The organism is Sulfitobacter sp. (assembly GCF_036960155.1).
GTDB lineage: Bacteria > Pseudomonadota > Alphaproteobacteria > Rhodobacterales > Rhodobacteraceae > Sulfitobacter.
This window is the reverse complement of sequence record NZ_JBALWB010000006.1, coordinates 159,778-183,801: the sequence shown is the minus strand read 5'-3', so window position 1 is coordinate 183,801 and position 24,024 is coordinate 159,778. Positions and strand designations below refer to the sequence as shown.

The 24,024-nt window shown below is 52.0% G+C and carries 21 protein-coding genes; 11 read left to right on the top strand and 10 right to left on the bottom strand.

Annotated features, from left to right (window positions below):
• The 5 genes from nosZ to V7775_RS14825 all read right to left on the bottom strand — a co-directional run bounded on the left by nosZ (position 1) and on the right by V7775_RS14825 (position 6,233).
• Positions 1-1,938 carry a TAT-dependent nitrous-oxide reductase gene (gene nosZ / locus V7775_RS14845; protein WP_335752692.1) on the bottom strand — a complete coding sequence of 646 codons (1,938 nt, stop codon included), beginning with the start codon at positions 1,936-1,938 and terminating at the stop codon, positions 1-3.
• An 11-nt stretch (positions 1,939-1,949) separates the two neighbouring features.
• Positions 1,950-4,148 carry a 4Fe-4S binding protein gene (locus V7775_RS14840; protein WP_335752691.1) on the bottom strand — a complete coding sequence of 733 codons (2,199 nt, stop codon included), beginning with the start codon at positions 4,146-4,148 and terminating at the stop codon, positions 1,950-1,952.
• A 570-nt stretch (positions 4,149-4,718) separates the two neighbouring features.
• The gene (locus V7775_RS14835) at positions 4,719-5,150 is read right to left on the bottom strand and encodes a pseudoazurin (RefSeq protein WP_335752690.1); all 432 of its coding nucleotides are present in this window, start codon (positions 5,148-5,150) and stop codon (positions 4,719-4,721) included.
• A gap of 190 nt (positions 5,151-5,340) precedes the next feature.
• Positions 5,341-5,634, bottom strand: coding sequence for a DUF6455 family protein (locus V7775_RS14830; protein WP_335752689.1), 294 nt, complete (start codon positions 5,632-5,634; stop codon positions 5,341-5,343).
• 263 nt (positions 5,635-5,897) lie between these two features.
• On the bottom strand, positions 5,898-6,233 hold the full coding sequence (locus V7775_RS14825; protein ID WP_335752688.1) for a hypothetical protein: 336 nt from the start codon (positions 6,231-6,233) through the stop codon (positions 5,898-5,900).
• Positions 6,234-6,561: 328 nt separating this feature from the next.
• Here V7775_RS14825 and V7775_RS14820 point away from each other — a divergent pair, with 328 nt between their 5' ends.
• Genes V7775_RS14820 through V7775_RS14810 form a run of 3 tightly spaced genes read left to right on the top strand, consistent with a single transcriptional unit; the run spans position 6,562 to position 9,658 of the window.
• Positions 6,562-7,785, top strand: coding sequence for an efflux RND transporter periplasmic adaptor subunit (locus tag V7775_RS14820; RefSeq protein WP_335752687.1), 1,224 nt, complete (start codon positions 6,562-6,564; stop codon positions 7,783-7,785).
• Positions 7,782-8,957, top strand: a complete 1,176-nt coding sequence (gene devC / locus V7775_RS14815) for an ABC transporter permease DevC (RefSeq protein ID WP_335752686.1) — start codon at positions 7,782-7,784, stop codon at positions 8,955-8,957. Before V7775_RS14820 ends, devC begins: the two co-directional genes overlap by 4 nt.
• The gene (locus V7775_RS14810) at positions 8,957-9,658 is read left to right on the top strand and encodes an ATP-binding cassette domain-containing protein (protein WP_335752685.1); all 702 of its coding nucleotides are present in this window, start codon (positions 8,957-8,959) and stop codon (positions 9,656-9,658) included. The genes devC and V7775_RS14810 overlap by 1 nt, the downstream gene beginning before the upstream one ends.
• A 27-nt stretch (positions 9,659-9,685) precedes the next feature.
• Here the strand turns inward: V7775_RS14810 and V7775_RS14805 are convergent, their stop codons facing one another.
• Positions 9,686-9,865: a hypothetical protein gene (locus tag V7775_RS14805; protein ID WP_335752684.1), complete on the bottom strand. Its 180-nt coding sequence runs from the start codon at positions 9,863-9,865 to the stop codon at positions 9,686-9,688.
• Positions 9,866-10,152: 287 nt separating this feature from the next.
• A complete protein-coding gene (locus tag V7775_RS14800) occupies positions 10,153-11,145 on the bottom strand; it encodes a GlxA family transcriptional regulator (protein ID WP_335752683.1) in 993 nt (330 codons plus the stop codon).
• Positions 11,146-11,406: 261 nt separating this feature from the next.
• On the opposite strand from V7775_RS14800, the gene V7775_RS14795 reads away from it, so the two are divergent.
• From V7775_RS14795 to V7775_RS14765, 7 genes are all read left to right on the top strand, one after another.
• Positions 11,407-12,456 carry a GlxA family transcriptional regulator gene (locus V7775_RS14795; protein WP_335752682.1) on the top strand — a complete coding sequence of 350 codons (1,050 nt, stop codon included), beginning with the start codon at positions 11,407-11,409 and terminating at the stop codon, positions 12,454-12,456.
• 306 nt (positions 12,457-12,762) lie between these two features.
• Entirely contained in the window at positions 12,763-13,947 is a 1,185-nt protein-coding gene (gene repA, locus V7775_RS14790; RefSeq protein ID WP_335752681.1) for a plasmid partitioning protein RepA, read from the top strand.
• Complete coding sequence (repB, locus tag V7775_RS14785; RefSeq protein ID WP_335752680.1) at positions 13,948-14,910, top strand: plasmid partitioning protein RepB; 963 nt, start codon at positions 13,948-13,950, stop codon at positions 14,908-14,910.
• Positions 14,911-15,086: 176 nt separating this feature from the next.
• The gene (gene repC / locus V7775_RS14780; protein WP_335752679.1) at positions 15,087-16,148 is read left to right on the top strand and encodes a plasmid replication protein RepC; all 1,062 of its coding nucleotides are present in this window, start codon (positions 15,087-15,089) and stop codon (positions 16,146-16,148) included.
• Positions 16,149-16,445: 297 nt separating this feature from the next.
• Positions 16,446-17,783, top strand: coding sequence for a sensor histidine kinase (locus tag V7775_RS14775; protein ID WP_335752678.1), 1,338 nt, complete (start codon positions 16,446-16,448; stop codon positions 17,781-17,783).
• Positions 17,784-17,872: 89 nt separating this feature from the next.
• The gene (locus V7775_RS14770; protein WP_335752677.1) at positions 17,873-18,922 is read left to right on the top strand and encodes an isopenicillin N synthase family dioxygenase; all 1,050 of its coding nucleotides are present in this window, start codon (positions 17,873-17,875) and stop codon (positions 18,920-18,922) included.
• A 14-nt stretch (positions 18,923-18,936) separates the two neighbouring features.
• The gene (locus V7775_RS14765; RefSeq protein WP_335752676.1) at positions 18,937-19,590 is read left to right on the top strand and encodes a LysE family translocator; all 654 of its coding nucleotides are present in this window, start codon (positions 18,937-18,939) and stop codon (positions 19,588-19,590) included.
• Between the two features lie 81 nt (positions 19,591-19,671).
• Here the strand turns inward: V7775_RS14765 and V7775_RS14760 are convergent, their stop codons facing one another.
• Positions 19,672-20,496, bottom strand: coding sequence for an enoyl-CoA hydratase-related protein (locus V7775_RS14760; RefSeq protein WP_335752675.1), 825 nt, complete (start codon positions 20,494-20,496; stop codon positions 19,672-19,674).
• 333 nt (positions 20,497-20,829) lie between these two features.
• Here V7775_RS14760 and V7775_RS14755 point away from each other — a divergent pair, with 333 nt between their 5' ends.
• Entirely contained in the window at positions 20,830-21,936 is a 1,107-nt protein-coding gene (locus tag V7775_RS14755) for a Fic family protein (RefSeq protein ID WP_335752674.1), read from the top strand.
• A 72-nt stretch (positions 21,937-22,008) separates the two neighbouring features.
• Here V7775_RS14755 and V7775_RS14750 read toward each other — a convergent pair whose 3' ends face one another.
• Together V7775_RS14750 and V7775_RS14745 are read right to left on the bottom strand one after the other, a co-directional pair.
• Complete coding sequence (locus V7775_RS14750) at positions 22,009-22,917, bottom strand: hypothetical protein (protein WP_335752673.1); 909 nt, start codon at positions 22,915-22,917, stop codon at positions 22,009-22,011.
• Positions 22,911-23,984, bottom strand: coding sequence for a hypothetical protein (locus V7775_RS14745; RefSeq protein WP_335752672.1), 1,074 nt, complete (start codon positions 23,982-23,984; stop codon positions 22,911-22,913). Before V7775_RS14745 ends, V7775_RS14750 begins: the two co-directional genes overlap by 7 nt.
• Between the last annotated feature and the right edge of the window lie 40 nt (positions 23,985-24,024).

Here is a 24,024-nt window from a genome sequence, read left to right as displayed (position 1 = left end):
TCAGCTCGCCTTTGGCTCAACGAACATCCGGCCGCGCATCTCCATGTGGAGCGCGTGACAGAACCACTGACAATAGTACCAGTAGACACCTGGTTGCGCGGCCACAAAGGTGACAGATGATGTTGCCTGCGGCCCAATCTCCATCGCGACGCCGTGGTTGCCCATGGTAAATCCGTGGGTCAGATCATCGATGTCATCAAGGTTGGTCACATAAACCGTCACCTCATCGTCCTGCTGCACAGTGAACGTCTCAAGCGAGAAGTTCGGCGCGTTGCTGGACATATAGACCCGAACTTTGTTGCCATCACGGATCACTGTATCTTGCCAATCATCAAGATCGACACCATCGGCCTCAGCCTGCGTGCGCGCATCAGCCCACATTGGATCATTACGATCCCAGACCGATTTTGGGTCCAACTTGGAGGGGTCAACGATGATTGAATCATGTGGCTCAGCAAAAGTTGGGCCATCATGGATCAAGGTCATCTCGTCACCGTCGATTGCGAACAACTGTTCGTTTTCCGGCTTAAGAGGACCAACATTCAAGAACCGGTCCTTGGAGAACTTGTTCATGGACAGATAGTATTTATCCGATGCTTCCAGTGTTTCACCCATAACTGTCGAGTTGTGGCCGGGCTGGTAATGCACGTCTTTTTTGGTCCGGATCGGATCAACATCTTCGCCGTTATAAAGCTTGATCGCGTCAGCGATATTCCATTTGACCACTTGGCTATCTAGGAACAATGTTGTGTAGGCCCCGCCTTTGCCATCAAAACAGGTATGAAGCGGCCCAAGGCCCAGTTCAGGCTCCGCAACGATAACGCTGCGTGGATCAGCGTCTTCATCAAAGACAGCATCAATTTTACGAACATCAATCACCGAAACTGTCGGTGAAAGCTTGCCCGCGATGCACAGGTGAATCTTGTCCGGTGCCATGTTACAGCCGTGCGGGTTGTTTGGGATCGGAATGTAGCGGGTGTACTTGTTGGTTGTGCCCTTACGCCCGTCCAACACCTTGACGCCATTCAGCTCAATGAAGTCACCAGCTGCGATGCCTGCTTCGATCTCCTTGATGTTGAAAACAACCACGTGATCCATGTCAGCTTCGGTCATATCAGCAAGGGTCATACCCATTTCCGAGTTATAACAAGTGGAGAAGGCGTATTTACCCTCGTAGTCAGCCTCGGTGTTATCGAGGTTACCTGACACCATCACCTGCCATGCCACTGTCATTTCGTCAGCGTTCAATGCCGTGTAGAAGTTTACGTACTTCTCTGGCTCATCCAAAATCTTGCCGTCGTTGACCATCGGTGTTTCGTCTTCGCCGTTACAGAAGACGTAGTTTGTGCGTGGCCATTTTTGTGGACGAAGCCCGTGGATGGCTTTGGCGTTCGGGATCTCGATGATCTTGTCGCACTTCATCACGTCACAACGCACACGCGCCACACGCGTATTGGCCTTGTCGTTCATGAACAGATAACGGCCATCATATTTACCTTCGGTGAAGGACATATGCGGGTGGTGCAAATCGCCGTTTGGCGGGAACTCATGACCATTGGCAGCAAGGTAGGCCTTGGTTTTTGGCAGCAATCCTTCGGTCAGGATTTTCTTGGACTCGTTTGTGATCCCCCAGCCTGTTGCCGAACAGGTGTTAAAGACGGGAACGCGCATCAGTTCACGCATGGAGGGGACGCCCAGAATGCGCATCTCGCCACATTGGCCCGAAGACCAGAAACCGTAGAATTCATCAAGCTGACCAGGGCCAACTTCGGCACCAGCCGCTGCGCGGGCGCTTGTCGCAGTTGCGAGCGTTGCGGCACCGACGGTTCCGCCGGCCAGCATGGCACGACCACCCCACGTCCCAGCGAGGGCCGCACCCCCTGCAGTAGCACCCAACAGGTTCCTGCGCGAAATTGACAAGTTTTTATCCTTGGACATGTATTTTCCTTTCATGTTGTAGGTATTTTGAGTTTTTGGTTGGGATGGCCGACAAACCGTTCAAGGTCTGGGCCAGCCCCGTCTTTGGCCCGTCGCTTCATCTTTTTGATGACAACGGGACAGGTTGTTTCGGATTCGTACAGGACCTGACAATGCAGACAGTTGATGCATTCGTTCGGGTTAATTTCACCCGTGGGATGGATCGCCTGCACTGGGCATTGATAGGCACAGGTCTGGCACGGATTGCCACATTCATTGTAGCGTTTGAGCCAATCAAACATCCGCAACCGCGCTGGTATCGCTAGGGCGGCTCCGAGCGGACAAAGGTAGCGACAAAAGAACCGTTCAACGAATAGCCCTGCGATTAACAAAGCAGCAACATAGGCAACAAAGGGCCATGCACGCACAAAGTTGAGGATGATTGCAGTCTTGAACGGTTCGACTTCTGCCAGCCGCTCGGCCTGTTCGATGCTGGTCAGCGAGACACCAAACAATCCAAGGAAGATCATGTATTTGAGGGGCCACAACCGCTCGTGCAGACCCCATGGCAGTGTCCACTGCGGGATGTGCAATTTACGCGCTACCTGATTGAGCAATTCCTGCAGCGCACCGAAGGGGCACAACCAGCCGCAATAGGCACCGCGTCCCCAGAACAACAGCGCAGCTGCCACTGAGAACCACAGGATAAAGGTGAGCGGATCTAACAGAAACGCCTGCCAGCTAAAGCCGGAGACAAGTGAACCAAACAAGGCCATCAAGTTGACCACAGACAGCTGCGCATTTGACATCCAGCCAAGATAGACCAGCGTCACCGTCAGAAATCCGATGCGGAACCAGTAGAACCCGCGTTCGTTACGCACAGCAAGGTTTTGGAAGAAGAAGACGCCGGTGATGATGGTAAGCATGATGCCCAGCACAACAATCTCGACCTGTTTGCCTAGCCAAATCCGTTTCCATAGCGCCTGTTGGGCATCCGCTTCGGTTTGGGATGTCACTGCATCCACACTGGCCGGAATTTCCGCTGCAGCGGGTACAACAGCGCGGATGTATTGCGACGGCAATTGGTACCCCAGATCGAAGGTTGTGAAAACTTTTTCAATCGCCCCGACTTCGCGTTGCACCAAAAGCTGGATGCGAAATGGTTTTGTCGGGTCAAAACCACTGTCTGCGGGAATTTTGAATAGATCCGCTTCGGCAAAGACCGGTGCGCCCTCGGCGGCGATGGTATTGATCCGTTTGTGCATGCGGTCACGGAAGCGAACAGACACGTCATCCTGAATCAGGAATATCCGGTCAAAAATTCCACCACGCACATATCCAGACCCTTTGAAGGAATAGAGCCCGCGACCAACTATCGCCACGGCGTGATCGCCCTCGTCTAACCACTTGTTCAGGTTTGCAGCGACGGCATCCCCCAGTATGGCGCGCCCGATAGCGGGATGGGACACGAGGGCTGCCTGCATCTCGATGAACGTGGTTTCGGGGGCTTCTTTAAGTGCCCGCTTACCCGCACGTTTGTCCTCCATTGCACCAAAGGCTGCATTGATTTGACCAACATCCAGTGACAGGCGGCGCAGTGTGCCGTCTCCCTCCAACGTCATCCAGTCGTTGGATGCTTCTGCGTCTGGATTAATTTCGAACTGCGGGCCAGCGCCCTTGTCCTGAACCACCAGACCGCCCAATCCCAGCTGGCGCGCAACCTTTAGGCCAGCACGCACAATGGAATCGTCGATCACCATGATCGTCACAGTTGCACCTGAAATGATATCAAGTTGGTGCGCAGTACCTCCCGATTCAGCCTCCGCTACCAGATCAAGACCGCGGTAATTGGCCACCAACGCCTTTACCTTCGCGTCCGGAATACCGATCAAGACAATCGGCTCGGAGTGTTTGACAAGTTGTACACCGATCACCTGCGCGGCATCGTCGATGGCCACCATCGTGTGAATAGGTTTGCCCGAATAGCCCGTGGTAGAGACGAAATCCGAGGTGATATAAGCCCACCCAATCCGCTCACTGCCCTTGAGCACTTGAACAACTGGTATGTCGGGATGGATTATCCCAAAGGCGTCTGCCCCCTCCACCAGCTCTGCGGCAGTGAGGTCTGGCAGCAGCTTGGACAAAATCGTATCCGCAGCAACAGGAAGCCCAAAAAAGAGCACCGTCGCAAGCATCGCCATAAATTTGAGGGAGGAGGAAATGGTCTTCATGCGGTGGCGTCCTTAAGCATAGGTCGCCCGTCGCTGCGTGTAATTTGACCGATGACAAACCGAACAGCCGTGGTCGGCCTTGGCATGTTAAGCATGGAAAATCGGACAGCCGGAGGGCCACGCGGCGCGGGGAATATGTTTCGTTTATTGAGGATAGGATTTTGGGCCAGAGGGCAGTCCACCTCTATCGCTAGCTGCGAACAGGATGGGGTCCCCGAAGAAATTTCTGCACCCAGAGCACCAATTGCCTGACAACATCTAAGGCATTCAGGACAATTTTGCGCTGGCTCTACTGGGTTACCGTCAGCATCGAACACCACAGTTTTTGCAACGCCATCGGCGCAAATAACCATAGAAAATCCGACACCTTCATTGGCCTTGGCCATACCGGAAGGGCCATACAACGAAAGGCACACCGACAACATAAGGCCACAAATGAGGGTACAGACGTTTCTCATAACGAAACAGTTAACTCCGGATCAGACAATGCCCGTTGGTCTACCTCAATGGGCGCGCGATAGATTTTGGTTTTGGAAGGATGAATGTTACCCATCACCCTTCTCGCTGCGTTCAAAGACCGCTCAAGCTTTCTTCAAATCTGGCTTTGGCTTTTTTCGGCATCTTTCCCGTTAGGAAACTTTCTGCGTCGGCAACATCATCGCCAACCGCGATCACCATCACCATGCCCATGCCCCAATGTGGTTTGCATTTGACGCCGTAAAATCCGGGTTCTGTCAGCGTCACGTCAATCTCTTGGTTGATCTTACCCGCAAAGGCTGTGGCGCCTGCAGGGATCATGCCTTTGACAGTTTCTGCATTGTGACCTTTATCAGTTGGGACAAATTTCACGGTATCGCCCGCTGCAATGCGCAACGAGGCTGGTTCAAAAATCATAGAACCGCCATCACCCTTATTTAGCAATTTCACTTCGAATGTTTCTGCGGCGACTGTGCCACCAAAGGCGATTATGACTGCGGCTGAAGCAACTATAGTACGAAACATCAAATTTCCTTTCGAATGGATCGTTGTTGACGACACATCTAGCCGGGCCTGCGGGGGCGAACGTTGTGCAAGATCAAACTTTGAGCAGTAGCTTGAAGCTAGCGAGCACCCAAAGTTGATGGAAAGGAAACCAAACCTGCTACGTGTTCATTCCTGAGACTAGAAAGAGAATTGAGTTTTTCGCAGAGAGTCATTTTTCAATCTCATCTGTGTGCCCCATTGATTTGATCCGCAAGATCGTATCACGGTTCGGACAAAACTCAGGCGGCGGCGCACCCTTCTCAGCCTTCTCCAGCCAAGTCATACAGGCGTCACCACTTTTGCATTCGTAGCAATTGATAATGCTGTCTCGTATTTCATCTTCGATGACTTCAGGAATTCGGCGTTTTTTCATCTCCACGCCAGTTACCTTCAGCATTCTCCTTCGGAGCATCATGCGGTCTTCAAAAGCCCCGATCGTTGTTTCAAAAATACTCTTTGCCATGATGCGCCACTCCTCCAAGCGTGTTTCACGTCCCGAAAATTCTAACCAACGCCAACAACCTGTCTTTGTTCTTGGGCAAACTATCCAAACGACACTGCTAAAAGTCAGAACCCACAAAACAAGATCGCAGCAAGGAGGTGGAAGCCATCATAGTTCAAACGCCCCACACCAAGAGTTTTCAATTATGCGTATCGCTTTTGGCATCAATGACGGCGCCCAAACTGGATCAGCCACTCATCAACCTGTCACGCAACAGGTAAGTTTCAGATCGGCGACATGTCTTGAAAGATCGTCGCGTTAGGACAACGCGACGCATCGAAATCAACGCCTAAATCCAAAGAGTTTTGGCAGGCTTTGGTAAACTTGCACTGGCTGCAGGCCTCACCCAATTCCATCGCTAAGCCGCGATCTGCGTCAATCAGCGCCGGTGTCACATTAAACTGTGCAGCAAGCGCATCCATACGAGGTCGCGTGCCAACAGTGCGTGAAATTTGTTGCCGATACGGTGCATTGATCAGGTCAAGATCAGAGAGAGCAATGTCTGTCAGCACACGCTCTTGATGACCAAACCAGCCTTTTACAAATGTGATAATAGACACGATCTATACCTCTCGTTTTCTGAACTATAACAAGGTGGCGCTTAGCTTACCTTGACCTAAATCAATTTGGCATCGCTGAAACGGTTCACTGATCAGGCTTTCTTATCCGCAGGCCCCATCCAACCTTCGATTTTTGAGAAACGTTGGAAGTTTTGAATTTTCAAACGCCGTGAGGTTGCGGGGTTTAATCCGGTTACAACGCGCAATTCGATCCCAGCATTGATCAAGCGCAATCCGCAGCAGAATTTCTGTGATACTGCGCTAAAAAGCGGTATGCCCGCTTTGCTCTGGATTGTGCTACTATTGCGAATGACCTGAAAGGCAGTGGATGACGTCAAATACCTCAATACCTTCCTCAGATTTACCGCTTATTGATACTGGCGTGACCAAAACGAATACCGCATCCAACCCAAAAGCAATGGGCAGATCCCGCTTGTTCCTGATCCCGCTTTTCATGGCTACTCTTTTTACGGGTGCGGTTATCGGCATGTACTTCCAACCCCCTGGCTTGCGCGTTTTCTTTAACGCTACGGGACTACAGCCGGGAGCAGGTACAGATACGCCTATTGCTGTGGCAATCCAGCAAGTCACAGCACAAGAGCAGATCGCAGTCATCAGCGAGGGCGATGTGGTGGCCCTTGGGAGGATCATTCCCCGCGGAGACGTAACCAGTGTAGCGACGCCGTCCGGTGCTGGAGACGCGCGTATTGCAGAACTGCGCGTGTCAATTGGCGACAAAGTTGCGGCGGGCGATATCCTCGCAATACTCGACAACCTGCCCCAACTAAAAAGCGCTGTCGCATCGGCGCAGGCCGCTCTGCGGGTCCGTGAGGCAAACCTTGTCCAGACACGCGCGTCCAACACCGCAAGCCGCGCTGAAGCACAAGCATCTCTGGAACGGGCTGAAGCTACCGCAAAGGCAACCCAGTCGGACCTAGACCGCGTCACAGCCTTGTTTGAGCGCGGTGTGACCACCCGCGCAGACTTTGATCAGGTCATCGCCCGCGCCAACGAAGCGGGACGCGATGTTGAGCGGGCGCTCGCCACGCTTTCACGTTATGCAACCGGATCGGAAACTGTACAGGCTGATGTCGCAGTGGCCGAAGCAAATTTAGGTGCAGCACACGCCGATCTTGCGCGCGCCGAACAGGACCTTGAACGCGCCTACGTGCGTGCACCCGAACGTGGTACTGTTCTGGATATTAATGTGCGTACTGGCGAACGCCCTGGGACTGCGGGGATCATTAACCTTGGTGATATCTCGCAAATGACGGTCGAGGCCGAAGTTTATCAAACCATGATCGGGCGTGTTACAATTGGTGATCCAGTCACGATCAGTGCCGACGCCCTGCGCGAGGGGTTAACTGGCAAGGTGTCTGCTATCGGCCTTGAAATTGGGCGCCAGTCCATCACATCCGATGATCCCGCTGCCAATACGGATGCGCGGGTTGTTGATGTGATCGTGACGCTTGATCCGAAGTCATCAACCCTTGCATCAACGTTCACCAATCTCGAAACCATTGTGCGGATCGACGCTGGCCGTTCGGAATGAACAAGCTGCTGACCTTTCTCTTCGGACGCTTGCCCATCGGCTGGCTGCAGCTGACCCACAGCCGTGGCAGATTCATTGCCGCCGTTGCTGGTGTAGCTTTTGCCAACCTTCTAGTGTTCATGCAGCTGGGCATTATGGGCGCGCTGAACACCTCAACCGTTGCGCCCTACGCGATGCTAAACGCAGATATCATCCTGTCTTCGGAGGACGGAAATACCCTGACTGATGATGGCCATATTCCCCGCGCGCGCATGTTTCAGGCCCTCGGTGTTGCAGGCGTAAATGATGCAACGCCACTGTTCATCGGCAACCTGCCCTTCACGTTAAAAGACGGATCTTCTGTATCGCTCCTTAGTTTTGGGATGGATGTCGCCAAGCCCGATTTCACCACCCCAGACATTGCGGCGTCCCTTGATCGTTTAAGCATCGAAAATACCGCCCTGCTGGACAAGGAAACGCGCGGCATGCCGCAATCTGTCATCGAAGATCTGGCACAAGGCCGCCCCTTCAGTTTTGAAACGGGCGGTGACACGTTGCAGGCCATCGGTACCATGGAAGTGGGCGGTGGATTTCTGGCCGATGGAATGATGATGATGTCCGACCAGACCTTTTTACGTGTCTTTCCAAACCGCAACAGTGGCGCCCCAAATCATATTTTAATACAGACCGATGACGGTATTTCCATCGATACCGTGCTCACCCGCCTGCAAAATATACTGCCCGCCAATAATCTTAGAATACAAAGTGTGACAGGGTCTGCCGCAAACGACCTGGCCTATATGTCGACAGAACGCCCCACAGGGATCATCTTTGGCTTTGGCGTGTTTATGGGTATCCTCGTGGGCCTCGTGATCGTTTATCAGGTGTTGTCTACCGACGTTGCAGACCATTTGCGCGAATACGCTACCTTCAAAGCGATGGGATATGGCCAACCGTTCTTTCTGGGCATCGTATTTGAAGAAGCGATCATTTTGGCGGTGTTAGGCTTTGTTCCGGGTTTCCTCGTTTCGATGGCGCTTTATGCTGGATTGGTATCAGTTACCGGTTTGCCAGTTGCGATGAACGCAAGTCGCGCGATCCTTGTCTTTCTGGGCACTTTGACGGCTTGTACTGTGTCTGGAGCCATAGCGACCCGCCGACTGGCCAATGCTGATCCTGCGGATTTATTTTGATGACAAACACAGCGAAACAAGCCGCGATCACAACCAAACATTTGAACCATTTCTTCGGAAGCGGCGACGCCCGCATTCAGGCCCTATTCGATATCAACCTTGAGTTCGCGCGCGGCAGTCTGACCATTCTGATGGGGCCATCTGGCTCGGGCAAGACGACACTTCTGACGCTTATAGGATGTCTGCGCGAAATTGAGGAAGGCAGCGTGCGTCTTTTAGGGCATGAATTATATGGCAGCAGTGAAGCAGTGTTTGTCGCTCTGCGCCGGCGTCTTGGATTTATCTTTCAGGCACACAACCTACATGAAAGCCTCACGGCAACACAGAACGTGCTGATGGGGCTGCAAGTTCACGGCAGTGGCGATAGAGCGAAAGCGTGCATTGCAGCGCATCATATCCTCGGGCTTTTGGGCCTTTCAGACCGTCTTGATTATCTACCAAGCAACCTATCGGGCGGGCAAAAACAACGTGTAGCCGTAGCACGTGCTTTGGTATCAAACCCAGAGATCGTTTTAGCTGATGAACCCACAGCAGCATTGGATAAAGTTTCCGGGCATACTGTTGTTGAGATGCTCAAGGCGCTTGGCCAAACGCGGGGCACAACAACTGTGATCGTCACACATGATCCGCGGATACTCGAAATGGCTGATCGGATCATCACATTGGAAGACGGACGGATTGTTGCGGACGATCTACAATAGCTGGCGCAACTCCGAGCGCTCACACAGCTAGTTCGATATTTTCAATGGTTGCGCCTTCAAAAAAAATGCCAACAAACCAGCCCCGAATGCCAACCAGATTGAACCCGCCCAAACCAGATCGTAACTTCCGGTGACTGTAAAAACATATCCCCCGGCAAATGCTCCCATCGCACCACCCAGAGCGTGACCAGCAGAAATCAATCCCATTGCCAGCCCCATCATTTGATTTCAACATGGCTAACGACCAAGCTGGCCGTTAATCCATCCGACGAAGGGTCTGATTTACGTCTACAAACATGCTGGGTGACGGGTCTGGAAATATGATACGAACTTCCGTCGACAATGCTATTTTGGACTGACGTGTATGCGCTGGAAAACAACTATCCTGCACGTGGCACTTACCAAGCCTAAAAACACTGAGGACCAAGGTCATCTCACCTTGGTCCTCATCTCACTAAAAACCTATGCCCTGTATATGGAAACGTGGGAAACCGTCATTTTGTGGGGCCAATATTTGATCGAAACACATCAGGCGTGATATGAACCCTCTGCCGAAACACTTTGATCAGATGTGACGCGTCGCAAAACCCAGTCTGTAACGCCACCTGCGAGATCGTGAGCTTCGTCGTTGTAAGCAAATGTTTTACATGTGCAATGCGGACCATCATGCTGGCTTCAAGCGGTGAAATCTCTAAAGCGCGCCGAAACTGCCGCTCTAGCTTTCTGCGTCCAACCTTCAGCCGTTCGCATAGTGTTTTGATGGGCAACGGATACTCAATATTTTGCTGCATCATCAAAAGCGCACGTTTCACTAGATCATCAGGCGTCACGAGAACCAATGGAATACCGGGTTGCGGTTTTTCGCCTTCAAGCACATCATCAATGATCATGATGTGAAGACTTTTACGTGCCTGAATAACGCCGACATGCCGTGCAACTAAATATGCCGCAAGATGCGCCGACCCTATTCCGCCCGAACACGTCAGCCTGTCGTTATCAACTACAAATATCTGATCAGAAACAGGCTCTAATCCGTCGAATTGATCCAAAAAGTCGTCATGATGAAACCAGTGTATGCAACATTTTCGCCCTTCCATCAGTCCCGCGCGGTGCAGGATAAATCCCCCGGTACATAGCCCCACCAATGGGATGTTCTGCTCAGCTGCTTTACGAAGATAGGCCAGACTGACGGCATCCAGATCCTCTACTTGGCCCAGTATGCCCCCAACAACTACGATATAGTCAAAGTCACTTGGTTCCTTCATTTTAGCATCTGGTTGCAGTGGTATTCCACAACTTGAACGAATTTGTGTGTTGTACGGCGACAAGACATTCCATCGACACAGAATTTGTCGGCTACTATCGCCATCATCCGCTGAAAGTCGCAATACATCAACAAAACTCGCAAAAGCGCTGAGCGTGAAATTCCGTGCTAGGATAAACCCCACCGACAATCGTGCAGCACCAGAATTTGCGGTTTGCCTCATCACAGCTTCCAATTTTTGGACATTTCTAAATTTGATTGGTTGTCGCATTTATACTATATCTATGACGTACTTATACCATGTAGTTTTTTCAAACATTGATAGGGTAATTAGATACTTCTCAAAAACATGCTGGATTAGACCCACAGGCAGATTGGAAACGATGACACGCAAAAATCCAATAGAACCGGCATCAAACTGCGCCATGTCCAAGTTTTGGATCTTCTCTAGCGGGGCCATAAACACTTTTGGCGACCTGCCAGAATGACCAAACAAGAACGTATATCGAATGATACACCACCCAACATGACGCCCGAAATCGTGCCCAAGGGCGCATATTGTTTTCCAGTTGACCGCTGTAAGCCCACAAAACATCTAGGTTTTTTACTACTTCCAGAGTTCACGCTTCTTGCGTTTGGCGCAGCTCTTGATCCTTTGCGAGTTGCGAACCAATTGGCCCAGCAGCCCCTGTATCACTGGACGGTGTTTTCTGAGACAGGGGAGGCGGTTGTTTCCTCTTCTCGGGTCGAAGTAGCTGTGACAAGTGCTCTGGAAAACATACCAAAAGACCTTCGGCTTCTTGTTTGTTCAGGCAATCAAGGCGTCGGGGCCGCCAGTGAAAAGGCCGTCGCAACCCTGCGCCGCCATGCCCGCTTTGGTGGTAAGCTTGGCGGCATTTGCACGGGTGCTGCCACGCTTGCGCGTGCCGGATTACTCAAAGACCAATCTTTTACGCTACATTGGGAAAACCAACCCGGTTTTGTTGAAAAATTCCCGACGCTGGTACCTACCGCCAATCGATTTGAGATTGATGGCGACTTTTGGACATGCGGCGGTGGCGCCGCGGCTGCCGAAATGATGCTTGCGATAATTCAGCGGGATTATGGCCGTGATTTTGCTGTCGTAGTCTCTGACATGTGCCTGAACGGTGGAGATTTTGAAGCCCGCTCCACGCAACGGTCCTCTTTTGCATACGCTCTTAGCACACGTCATCCAAAGCTGATTCAGGTCATAAAAACCATGCATCAGTTCATCGAAGAACCCCTTTCTCTGGACGAGCTGAGCCTTCAGACGCAGATGTCACGCCGTCAAATCGAACGCCATTTCCGCCAATTCCTGAACGAGTCCCCCATGACAACCTATCGCAACCTTCGATTGGATCGTGCACGGTCACTGTTCATTGAAACCGAAATAACAGTAACTGAGGTTGCAGCTGCTTGCGGCTTCAACTCAACAGGTGTGTTTTCGCGTCATTATAGGGCGCGCTTTGGCATCTCACCCTCTGCACATTTACAGCAATTCAAAGTACGCTGATCGGTTAGAAACCCGAAGGATAAAAGACGCGGCAGGTACGGCGAGCCGTTCACCTACGCTCAGGCTTTCACGTGACATGCTCATAAAAATTCACCTGACAGATTCGCAAAACACTTTCCTTGATCGCGTCGAAATTCGTTTCAAAGGGCCCACAACAGGGGCACCAGCGGGCATTTAATGTACGTTTTACAGGAATCAGTTGCCAAACCCCTCGTTTCTCAGCTAAGAAACGATATTAAAGGCGCTAGCGAAATAAAGCGTTACTGAAAAAGGCCGCAGAGCCTTTGTATATAGGTGTGCAAGATTATGTCTAATCGGCTCGAGCAATTCGATATCAATACCCGTATTCGTGAGAATGCGGAAGACCTAGCTGCGGCGCTTGATAGCCACATGCTCAAGGTGTTTGCACCTAACGCAAGAAAAGAGCTGCGGCGCTTTTCGGCGGGGGAAACAGCACAGATGCTCGGCATCTCTACCAGCTTCCTACGCAAACTGCATTTTGATGAAAAAATCCCTGAAGTAGAGTCTAGTTCGGGAGGTCGTAGGCATTATGACGCCCAAACGCTGCTGGATATCCGCAAGATCCTTGAAACCTCCGCCAAAACCCCCGGCACCTATATGCGGGGGCGGCGTGAGGGCGACAAAGTACAAGTTTTGTCTTTCCTGAACTTCAAAGGCGGATCAGGTAAAACCACTAGTGCCATTCATGCAGCGCAGCGGCTGGCCCTCAAGGGCTTACGCGTTCTGGCCGTAGATATTGACCCTCAAGCGTCTCTAACGACACTGTTTGGCTATAGACCAGAGGTGGACTTTCTGAATTCTGGCACGATCTATGATGCGATCCGTTATGACGACCCCCTGCCCTTCTCGCAGATCATCCAAAAGACATTCTTCACAGGTATCGACCTCGCCCCCGGCGGTCTGCTCCTCCAAGAATTCGAACATGAGACGCCGCAAGCGCTGCTCGCCAATATACAGCCCGCGTTCTACGCGCGGGTGGCTGAAGCCTTGCAAGAAGTTGAGGACCAGTATGATGTAATCATCTTCGATTGCCCTCCGCAGCTTGGCTATCTAACGATGTCAGCGCTTTGTGCTTCGACGGGTGTCATGATCACCATTGTGCCCAACATGCTTGATGTCGCCTCCATGTCCCAGTTCCTGCAAATGAGCGCGGACCTCTTGGATGTTGTTTCAAATGCTGGTGCGGATATGAAATTCGATTTCATGCGCTTTTTGATCAACCGTTATGAACCAAATGACGGGCCGCAACAGCAAGTGGTCGCCTTTCTGCGGCAACTATTCGGCGATGAGGTGATGGTAGCCCCCATGTTGAAATCCACGGCGATCAGCGATGCAGGGCTAACCCAACAAACAATCTATGAGGTCGAGCGCAGCGCGTTTCACCGAAACACATATGACCGCGCCCTCGATTCACTGAATCTTGTGAACGACGAGATTGAACAGCTCTTGCAACAAGCATGGGGACGATAGATGGCACGTAAAGGCATTTTGGGCGGCGACATGCCCGCAAAATCAGAGCGGCGACGCCCGGCTGACATTGCGAAACCACAACCGCGTGGCGCGGTAGGTGCATTGCAATCCTCCCTTACAAAACTTCAGGAAAACGCGGTCCAAGAAATTGACGCTGCGTTGATTGATGATGCTGGCGTAGAAGACCGCCTTGGTGTGGACAGCGTCGCCCAAGCCCAACTGCGCGAAAGCCTAAGCACCTATGGGCAACAGGTTCCTGTTCTCTTGCGCCCCCATCATAAGACCGATGGGCGCTATGAGATCGTGTATGGCCGCCGCCGCCTCAAGGCGCTGCGCGAATTGGGTGTGCCTGTAAAGGCGATGATACGGCAGCTTGATGATCATGCGTTGGTCATGGCGCAGGGACAGGAAAACACTGCCCGGCAAGACCTCAGCTTTATCGAGAAGGCATCGTTTGCTGCGCAGCTGGCCGCCCAAGATTATGCACGGCAGACAATTGCAGACGCGCTGTCTATTGATCTGCCTATGCTCTCACGAATGCTCAAGGTCGGAACCGCCTTCCCCCTGCCCTTCCTGCGCCAGATCGGCAGCGCGCCGGGTATTGGGCGTGACCGCTGGATCGCCCTTGCCAAAGCGTTGGATGACAATAACAGCCGCGGCCACGCAACTGCACTGATGAACACACCCGACTTCGGGCAGCTGGACTCAGACGCGCGGTTCGACGCCGTGTTTGAACGGGCCAATCGCACAACAACCAAAAAGCCCAAGGCACCGCCAAAGCCACGCACCCTGCGTGATGCAAATGGCAAAGCATTGGGCGACATCAAGACAACCAACAAAGGCGTCATCCTGAACATCGCGACCAAAAACGCGGATGGGTTTGATGCTTGGATTGACGGTAACGCCGAGGCGTTGCTGCAAGAACTTCACGACCGCTGGGCAACACAGCGGCGCGATGACTGAGGTAGAAGCAACAACAAGAAAGGCACGACCCTAAGGACAAAAAGAAACAGCCCCCCAGGATTTCTCCCAGAAGGCCATTCTCGATCTTTGCACATCTGAGATAACCCCCACTGGAAACTCTGTCAACTCTACATCACGGTGTAGGGCCGGGAGCCCTTTGTCTTTCGTGATTATTAATGAAACAGGACCACCAAACATCGTTTGGGCGGCACATATCGGCTGTCCCATTGAAATCGCGTACTCCCACCCTCGTTGAAGAAGAGGGTCTGGTAGATAAATGGAATCTGTTGACCGCACTTACCGAAGCGGCCGAAGAGTACGGCCTCACACATCGGACCCTATCGGTTTTGCGCGCCCTCATCAGTTTCCATCCCGACCGTATGATCGCACCAGCAGAACACAGCACAATCGTCTTTCCCGCAAATCGCACGCTTTCTCAGCGCCTCGGCGGGATGCCGGAAAGCACACTGCGCCGTCATTTGGGAACCTTGGTCTCTTGCGGAATTGTCAGCCGACATGACAGTGCCAACCGCAAACGGTTTGCCCGCAACCGTGGGGAAGGAGGCACACGTATCGCCTTTGGCTTTGATCTATCTCCCATGGCCCGTATGGCAGCCCAGATCATTGCTAACAGCCAAGCCGCACAAAAGCGCCGCAGTGAACTGGCTGCATTGCGTGCCGAACTGGCAGCGTTACGTCAAAGCGTTATCGAAATGATGGGCGAAGATGAGGACACCCTTGAGGCGTTTAAAGTTCTCCGTCGTAAACCTGACGAAACGCTACTCACAAATTGCATTACACAGATGGAGCACAAGGTTTTGTCAGCCGAAATGAGCAGCTCTGACATCCAAAATGAGCGGCACATACAACCTGAAATTAAAATACTTCCAAAAAGTGGGAATGGGGCAGGGGATGTTCCCCAGCTAGATAGAGAACTCTTTGAAGAGACCATGCGCTATTGCACAGAATACCAGAGCTTTTTTCCGGAGCCTGTTCGTGGTTGGCATGACCTATCTAAAATAGCACATGAGTTAGGTCCGATGATGGGGATTAATAACGCGCTGTATGAACAAGCTGTCAAAGATATGGGAAGACAGCATGCAACGGCAGCAATCCTGTGCATCCTTGAGAACCTTGCATCTATTGATAACCCTGCTGGATACCTGAAACGGTTGGCACAACATGCTGCAAGTGGACGCTATTGTGTTTCAGCGTTGTTTAAGAGCTATTCACGATGAAATGCACGTATTGTCAGCTGACAACATGTTTTTTCTATATATATCAAAGGTATATGGATTTATAACTGCAATAATGTCTAGTAAGGCTATGGATTAGCCCCGACAACGGCAATCCGAGCTTAACTGTTGGCATCGAGATTGAAAATATCAGGCTCGTTAATACGTCCCTGACCTTAATAGTCAAATTCGAATATAGGCGTCGTTTAAAACGGGTGTCTTAGCCCTTAATAAATTTTCTACTATACCTATGCGGGAAATTTACATATCCTTAATGAGTTACTTTTGATGGACCAACATATGCCTAAGCCGCCTTCTCAGCACAACGGACTTCAAGAAAAGCTGGAAGAGGCTGCAGCACTAAGGACGCTGAATGCCTTTGCCGTCGATCTAATCTCTATTCCCAGTGTTGAGGACTTATTTTGGTATGTTGCCCAAAACGTGGTCGGGCGGCTCAAGTTTCTGGATTGTGTGATCTATCAAGCAAACGATGCCCAAACAGAACTCACTCAGGTTGCGGCATTGGGTGAAAAGAACCCCTACGGGCGCAGTATTCTAAACCCGCTAAAAATACCTTTTGGGCAGGGCATCACGGGTAAGGTAGCCGCAAGTCGAGAGCCAATTATTATTGACGATCTGTTACTTGACCAAAACTACATCACCGATGCGCAAATTGCGCGGTCTGAGATCTGCGTCCCTTTGATCTGTGACAACCGTATTGTTGGCGTGATCGACAGTGAGCATCCCGATCCGGGCGCATTTGGCGCTGCAGAGCTGGAAATTCTCATCACCATTGCGGCCCTGACCACTGCCAAACTTGAGTTATTGTCAGAGGCCGATCGTTCCAAAAAACGGTACCATGATCTGGTTGCGACACATACCCAGCTGAGCCAAGAGATATCCAATCGAAAAGCGTTGGAGGCCGAGTTGTTCAATGCGCGCAAGCTGGAGGCTGTTGGTCGTTTGACTGGTCGATTTGCACATGAGTTCAATAATTTGCTGACGGTCGTTTCAGGTAATTTGGAATTCCTAGAAGAATTCGTGGGGGAGGGATCGTCAGCAGAGACATTGAACGCTGCTCAGGTCGCAGCGCGGCGTGGTGCGGAATTAATCGCTGCCATGCTGACCTTTTCACAGCGGACCCGTCTGACGCCTAAGATCACCGACCTAAATGCATTTGTCCAAACCTTTCATGAAGAGACGTCAGAGGGCCGCTATGGTCCGGTGGCGTTTATGCTAGCGCCTGATATCCGACAGGTGAACGTCGATACTGTTGTGCTGGGTACGATCCTTGCAAATCTGTTTGGCAATGCGCGTGATGTGATGCCCGGCGAGGATAGCATTACTGTGACCACCCAAAACCTCCTACACACGATATCTGACAAGCGGCGGATCACCACCAGCTTATCGCCTGGTCCTTATGTCAGGCTCAGCGTTCAGGATACTGGTGGCGGAATATCGGAAAGCAGCATGCAACAGATATTCGATCCGTTTTTTACAACAAAGCCAGTAGGCCTTGGGATCGGTTTGGGGCTGTCGATGGCCTTGGGGTTTATGCAGCAATCTGGAGGCGCAATTGAGGTCACTTCTCAGATAGGGCAGGGTGCTACGTTCCACCTCTATTTTCCAGCAGTTTAGGCAGACATTCCGATACCAAAACGGCCCAATAGGAAGAGTTTGTTAACCACTAAATGTTAACCAAAGGTGAACATAATCTGGAGGGCAACATGACTATTTTTGATACAAACTGGACTACTGAAACCCGACAACTTCCTTTGATCAGCGTGAGTGATCTGGTCAGCGGGGATCGAAGCCGTTTCATGGACGTGGCAAATGCTATGGGGGAGGCGGCCTGCACGTTTGGTTTTTTCCGCATCTGCGATCATGGCATCGACAGATCATTGGTGGATGCCACCTATGAGGCTGCGTCGGGTTTCTTTTCTCAGTCGGATGCGTTCAAACAAGAATATTACATCGCAAAAAGCTCCAACCACCGCGGTTATGTGCCCTTTACTGAAAAGGGCGATTATCCCGACGAGGTTCACCGCAGTTATGAAGCTTTTGACATGGGGTTGGACTTGCCCGCCGATGATCCGGATTACTTGGCGGGCAATCGGGTTTTGGGGCCAAACGTCTGGCCAGAACTTGCAGGGTTCCAGGATGTAGTTGCGCAATATTATGCAAAAGTATCCGCCTTAGGGCGCCTGATATGTACCGCCTTGGAAGCGCATCTGGAACTGCCGCATGGTGCCATGACGAACCACATGAGCAAACCTATTTCACAGCTTAGGCTGCTGCATTATGTTCGGCAGGCTGCCACCAAAGATCATAAGTCGGTCAACATGGGCGCGCATACTGATTACGAATGCCTGACCCTGCTACACACCCGTAACAAGGGCCTTCAGGTGATGACGCAGGAGGACACGTGGATAGATGTGCCTGTGGACCCGGATGCCTTAGTTGTGAACATCGGGGATATGATGGAGGCATGGACAAACGGTGTTTTCCGTTCCACACCGCATCGCGTTCTGAACCTCAGCCCTGAACGGTTCTCGCTGCCTTATTTTGTCGCAACCAACCACGATACATTAATAAAACCGTTTGCCCACCTGGTTCGGGCGGACGAACCAAGTAAATATGAACCCTTCCTTGCGGGTGAGCATCTTGAGCGGATGCTGGTCCGTGATTTCCCGTATTTCCGGCATAAGACGCTCAAAAATGTGGCCAGTTTGGCTGAACCCACCATCAACAACCCGTTCGAACAACGGCTGAAGTAAAGTAGTCCTGATATATGCCGCCAATAGACAATGTCCTCGCCGTGCTTCTTGCTGGTTTTTTCCTGAGTGCAACACCTGGTCCCTCGATGCTTTATGTGTTGTCGCGCACTGTGGGTCAAAATCGCACGGCGGGCCTTGCCTCTGCTTTGGGCCTTGCCTTGGGTGGCATGGTTCTTGCGGTGGCGACCGCATTGGGATTGGCAAAGTTGTTTGAGGAAATGCCCTCGATTGTTGTGGGCTTGCGATATGTGGGGTCGGCCTATTTGATTTGGCTGGGGGCTACGATGATCCTGAATGCGCGTTCCGAGGCTAAGACGGTACTAATTGTTAAAGAGGTCCGCACGCGATCGCTTGGGTCTATCATCTGGCAAGGGGTGCTGGTTGAATTTCTCAACCCGAAAACAGTCTTGTTCTTTGCATTGTTCCTGCCGCCCTTTGTCGATACCGGATTGGGTGTTTCAAGCGAAGTGGATACCAGAGTACAGCTCCTCACATTGGGGGTGCTGGTTCCCCTGACGGCAATTCCAGTCGATATCGGCGTTGCATTTATGGGGGGCGCGCTGGTTCAAAAAATTAACGGGCAGGAACGAACCCGCGAGAGAATGGCGTGGTTTGGGGGCCTGATCCTGATCGCAATTTCTGTAAACCTGCATCTAGGGATGATCTGATTTTTGAACGAACCTTGGTTTGGATGCATTTACGCAGGGTGTGCGGACATTACAGCGTGAGTGGGGGCATGCGGCCAAAGCTCAGGTATCTGTCTGCCAATTGGCTTTGCGTTTCTCAAGGAATGCCGAGACGGCCTCGCTGTAGTCAGGTTGTTTGACCATATCCAGCAGTAAATCTCCGGCTTCGCGGGTCGCAGTGCCGACATCGCGGTGCCAATCTAGGTAGATCTGCCGCTTGGTTTGCCGAAGGGATTCTGGGGAATTCCGGGTGATAAGATCAATTGCATACAAGCGGGTTTCCGCCATTAAATCCTGAGGTTCGACGAGGCGGTGAACTAGTCCTATTCCGTGCGCCTCATCGGTTAGAAACTTGCGGCTGGAAAGCAGGAGCTCGGTTGCTCTTGCGCTTCCGATCAGGCGAGGCAGCAACCACGATAAACCGCATTCTGCAGGTAAATTCAGCGGACCATGTGCGGTGGTCAGTTTTGCGGCAGGAACAGCAAACCGGATGTCAGTGTAACAGGCCAACACAAAACCAACACCCGCAGCGGGCCCGTTCATTGCCGAGATTACGGGCTTTGAAAGTGCGAAGTGATAAACATACTCGTGCATAAATGCTGGAAATTCATCCGATCCGGGCATCACTAAATCAGGATCGGTGCCAGAGCTGTATTCGCCAGTTTCAGTGAACTCTGAAAGCACATCAATGTCGGCACCTACGCAAAAGAAATTGCCTGCGCCGGTGACGATGATAACCCCAACATCTGGGTCCTCATCAGCCTTCTTGAGTAAGTAGCGGTATTCCGTATGCATTCTGCCAGTCCAGGCATTGGCACGGTTCGCACGATCGAGTGTGATTGTCGCGACACGTTCGCTCACCTCATAAAGTGTGGCTTGCAGTTCCATATTTTGTCCCCGTTTGGTAATCGACGTTGTCCAATATCATGGATTGTCGTCACGTTTTGGATGGTACTGCAATTGGGGATACTGACCAGACCTCAGTTCATGTGCTGGTCACGTCACGTGAGGAACGGCAAGGTTGAGCTGCCAAATGGAATTTGGAAAAGGCGAGACTGTCGCTATACATGTCAGCGAGGATACCTTTGCCCTAACTTCTGATATGTGGGAGCCAGTCGGTGATGCCCACCGCAAGGGTTGCATGCCATGTGATCAATTGGATTGACCTCTATAGCTCAAATATGTTCAATGTGTGAGTTATAGAAGGGAGTTCTATCGATCATGTCTTGGAACTGGCAACAACCTGACTGGCCGGAATTTCGGTATGATGCTGCCGTCCTTACGTCTATCGAGGAGCGCTTTTTAGTATCTTCTGGCAAGATTCTAGGCACTGTACAGCATGTTAATCCGGTCGAGCGCGATCAATTTCGGATTGACCTACTCAGTGACGAGGCCATGAAAACAAGCGCCATCGAGGGTGAGATACTGGATCGCAGGAGCGTCCAGTCGTCTTTGCGCCGTCAATTCGGTTTGACCCCTGATGCGTATCCGACAAAACCGCGAGAGCAAGGCGTGGCTGAGATGATGGTTGATGTCTACTCAACATATGCAGAACCCTTGACGCATGAGACGTTGTATCGGTGGCATGATATGCTGCTTTCTCATGATCGGCATTTGGAAACAGTGGGCGCTTATCGGCAACACGCTGACGCAATGCAAATCGTTTCCGGTCGTCTTGATCGGCCCACAGTACATTTTGAGGCGCCGCCGTCAGGTCAGGTTCCAAGCGAGATGGACAGCTATGCTGTGTGGTTTAACAAGACAGCACCTGGAGGTTCTGAACCGTTACCGCCCTTAACCCGCGCCGGCCTTAGTCATCTCTATTTTGAGAGCATCCACCCCTTTGAAGATGGGAATGGGCGTTTAGGCCGAGCGTTGGCTGAAAAGGCTCTGGCGCAGAGCATTGGACAACCCAGTTTGATCGCGCTTGCCTTCACAATCGAGCGTGAGCGGAAGGTGTATTATGACCAATTGGAACGCCATCAGAAAACGCTAGATGTGACGCCTTGGCTTGAATGGTTTGCCGCCACCGTTTTGACCGCGCAGACAGTGACACTTGATCGTGTTGGTTTCTTTATCGGCAAGGCCCATTTCTATGATCAGCATCGCGACAAGTTTAACGAACGGCAAGCCAAGGGGATCGCGCGCATGTTTCGGGAAGGGCCCGAAGGTTTCAAAGGCGGCTTAAGTGCCGAGAATTACATTTCTCTCACGGGGACATCCCGCGCAACCGCAACCCGAGATTTGCAGGATCTAACTGAAATGGGTGCCCTACGCCGAACAGGGGAGCGTCGGTACACACGGTATTGGCTGAACTTAGAGAATTAGGGTTAGCGACTAACAGATAGGGCAGGGGGGTAAGACATCGAACACCGCCTCTGCGTTGGGACGGATCTCTGCTTACCAACCTGAAAAATGTGACTCGTTCGTTTTGGCATAATTTAGGATGCGATCTAAGTAGATCACCTGACGTTTCGAGAGCGTAGATGAACAGCGTCGTATGAACGTTAAAACATCCTGCGCAAAACGCGCGTGACCAAATAACCTTCGCCGTAGGACCAAACGTGCCAACTGCATTTCGAAAGTGTCTACATTCCCCATCCGCGCCAGCGCGGCGTCCATCAATCTGATTTGCTCATCTTTCGAAAAATCATACTGAATTACGCGTTTGAGCTCTGCCTCTGTTGGCCGCGATTTCAACCGTAACGCCAACGACTCGCCGATCCTTGGGGTGATGATTTCGAAACGATGGGCAAGATATTCAGTACAGACGTGAATATAGGGCAGATGCGGATGGTGGTAATCCTGATGCACCAAAATCCCGACATCTGGACGTAACTGGCGAAAAAATAGATCAACTACTTTCCCATGCGTTTCCAGAGATTTGCAGATATCAAGAAACAGAAGTGAGATGGGCAGGGAGAACGCGTTGATATCGCTGATGTCGCCTTCGTGGACCACAAGAAGATCGCGAACGGCCAGTGTATTGGCCTCAAAAATCGGTCGAAAACTCTCGCCGGGACGAACTTGGACGCCGGACTTCTCCTCAATCAAGGTGCATGTCTCGGAGAAGGGGGTCTGGAACGCGTCAAAACAATGCACATGTGGCGTGCGGTCGGTCGGGCGTGATTGGATGTATCCCGAGGCCAAGGCTTCGGCTGATGCCCCTAGAAAGCTTCCGGCATCGACATAGATTCCACCAATATTTGCCATGCCTCGCCCCAATGCGACCAGAAATGCGCGCTCGGCCTCTGTGATCAGGCCCGGAGCTTGGGGCCGATGGGGGGATGTGTTGGGAGGGGTCAACACATCAAGTTCGCCAGACGCCGCGCGGTGTTGGCCGGTCGTTTGGGCTCGACTGATGTTGTGGCAAATGTTGTCTGTGCGCCCAAGATGCTCTGTGCTTGCGCGCACACTTGCTCCAAGCAGCGTGTGACTGCATCATTCGGGCCCACCACGATGAGATCATCAGTGCTGCTAAAGAGCGGCACAACAGGCCCATCGTAAGATGCCGACTGCGTGCAAATTTCCGGAATAAGTTGGCAAAAGAAGGCGTTCAATAGAACACCGCGCGATTGCATCTGGACGACACCAGCGTTTCCTTCCCGTAAAAGCCGGCTACACCCTGAAACATCAAGCCGCCCACGTGATAAGTCGCAAGACATGTCGCGGCTCGCGTCGAGCGGACCGATCGGCGGGACAGATAGCCAGATCGCGCGCCCGTGGGGAAGTTCGCCAGAACGCTGGCTGTTAAACCCTGTTCGATCCGCCGCTTTGTTGACTCTGAACTGGTTTGATAACGTATCCTGTGCCAATATATCGGCAACGTTGCCATCCGTTGCGGTGTGATCGCTTTGCATAATCGCCACGTCAGAACCGAAGGTGGTCATCATGTCTGAGGCCGCCATAGCCGCCTGTTTGGCGTCCGCAGCGCGCGCAATAAAGTCGAACCGCCCCATACCCAGAAACATGACGCGATGACGTGCCAAGCCAACAGTCTTCAGGGCATGGGACATCACGTCCTCTGTCAGCTTGGCCGCGCTGTCATATCGATCCCGCGCGGCACCAACTGTATTTTGGGTGCAGATGTTGGGATGAAGATAGGCCCTTAGATTCCGCAAAACACAGGTGGTCACGACAACAGTTTGGCCCTTGAGTTCACACGCCGTCGCAATCAGGGGAACAGCAGCTTCTGCCAATCCAACCTGTCCTGACAAAATAGGTTCAATCACCTTTGGTTGCGACAAAGCTGTACTGTCAATGAGCCGGCGTGTGCCACACCCGCGCGAAATCGTAGCTGCATCTGTCATCCACACTAGAGCGTCCGGATCAACGGCGAGGGCCGCACACGCACCGTCGAGAGTACCGGGTGACACGCTGGCCCCAAGGCATTCTTCAACAGCGGATTTTAACGCT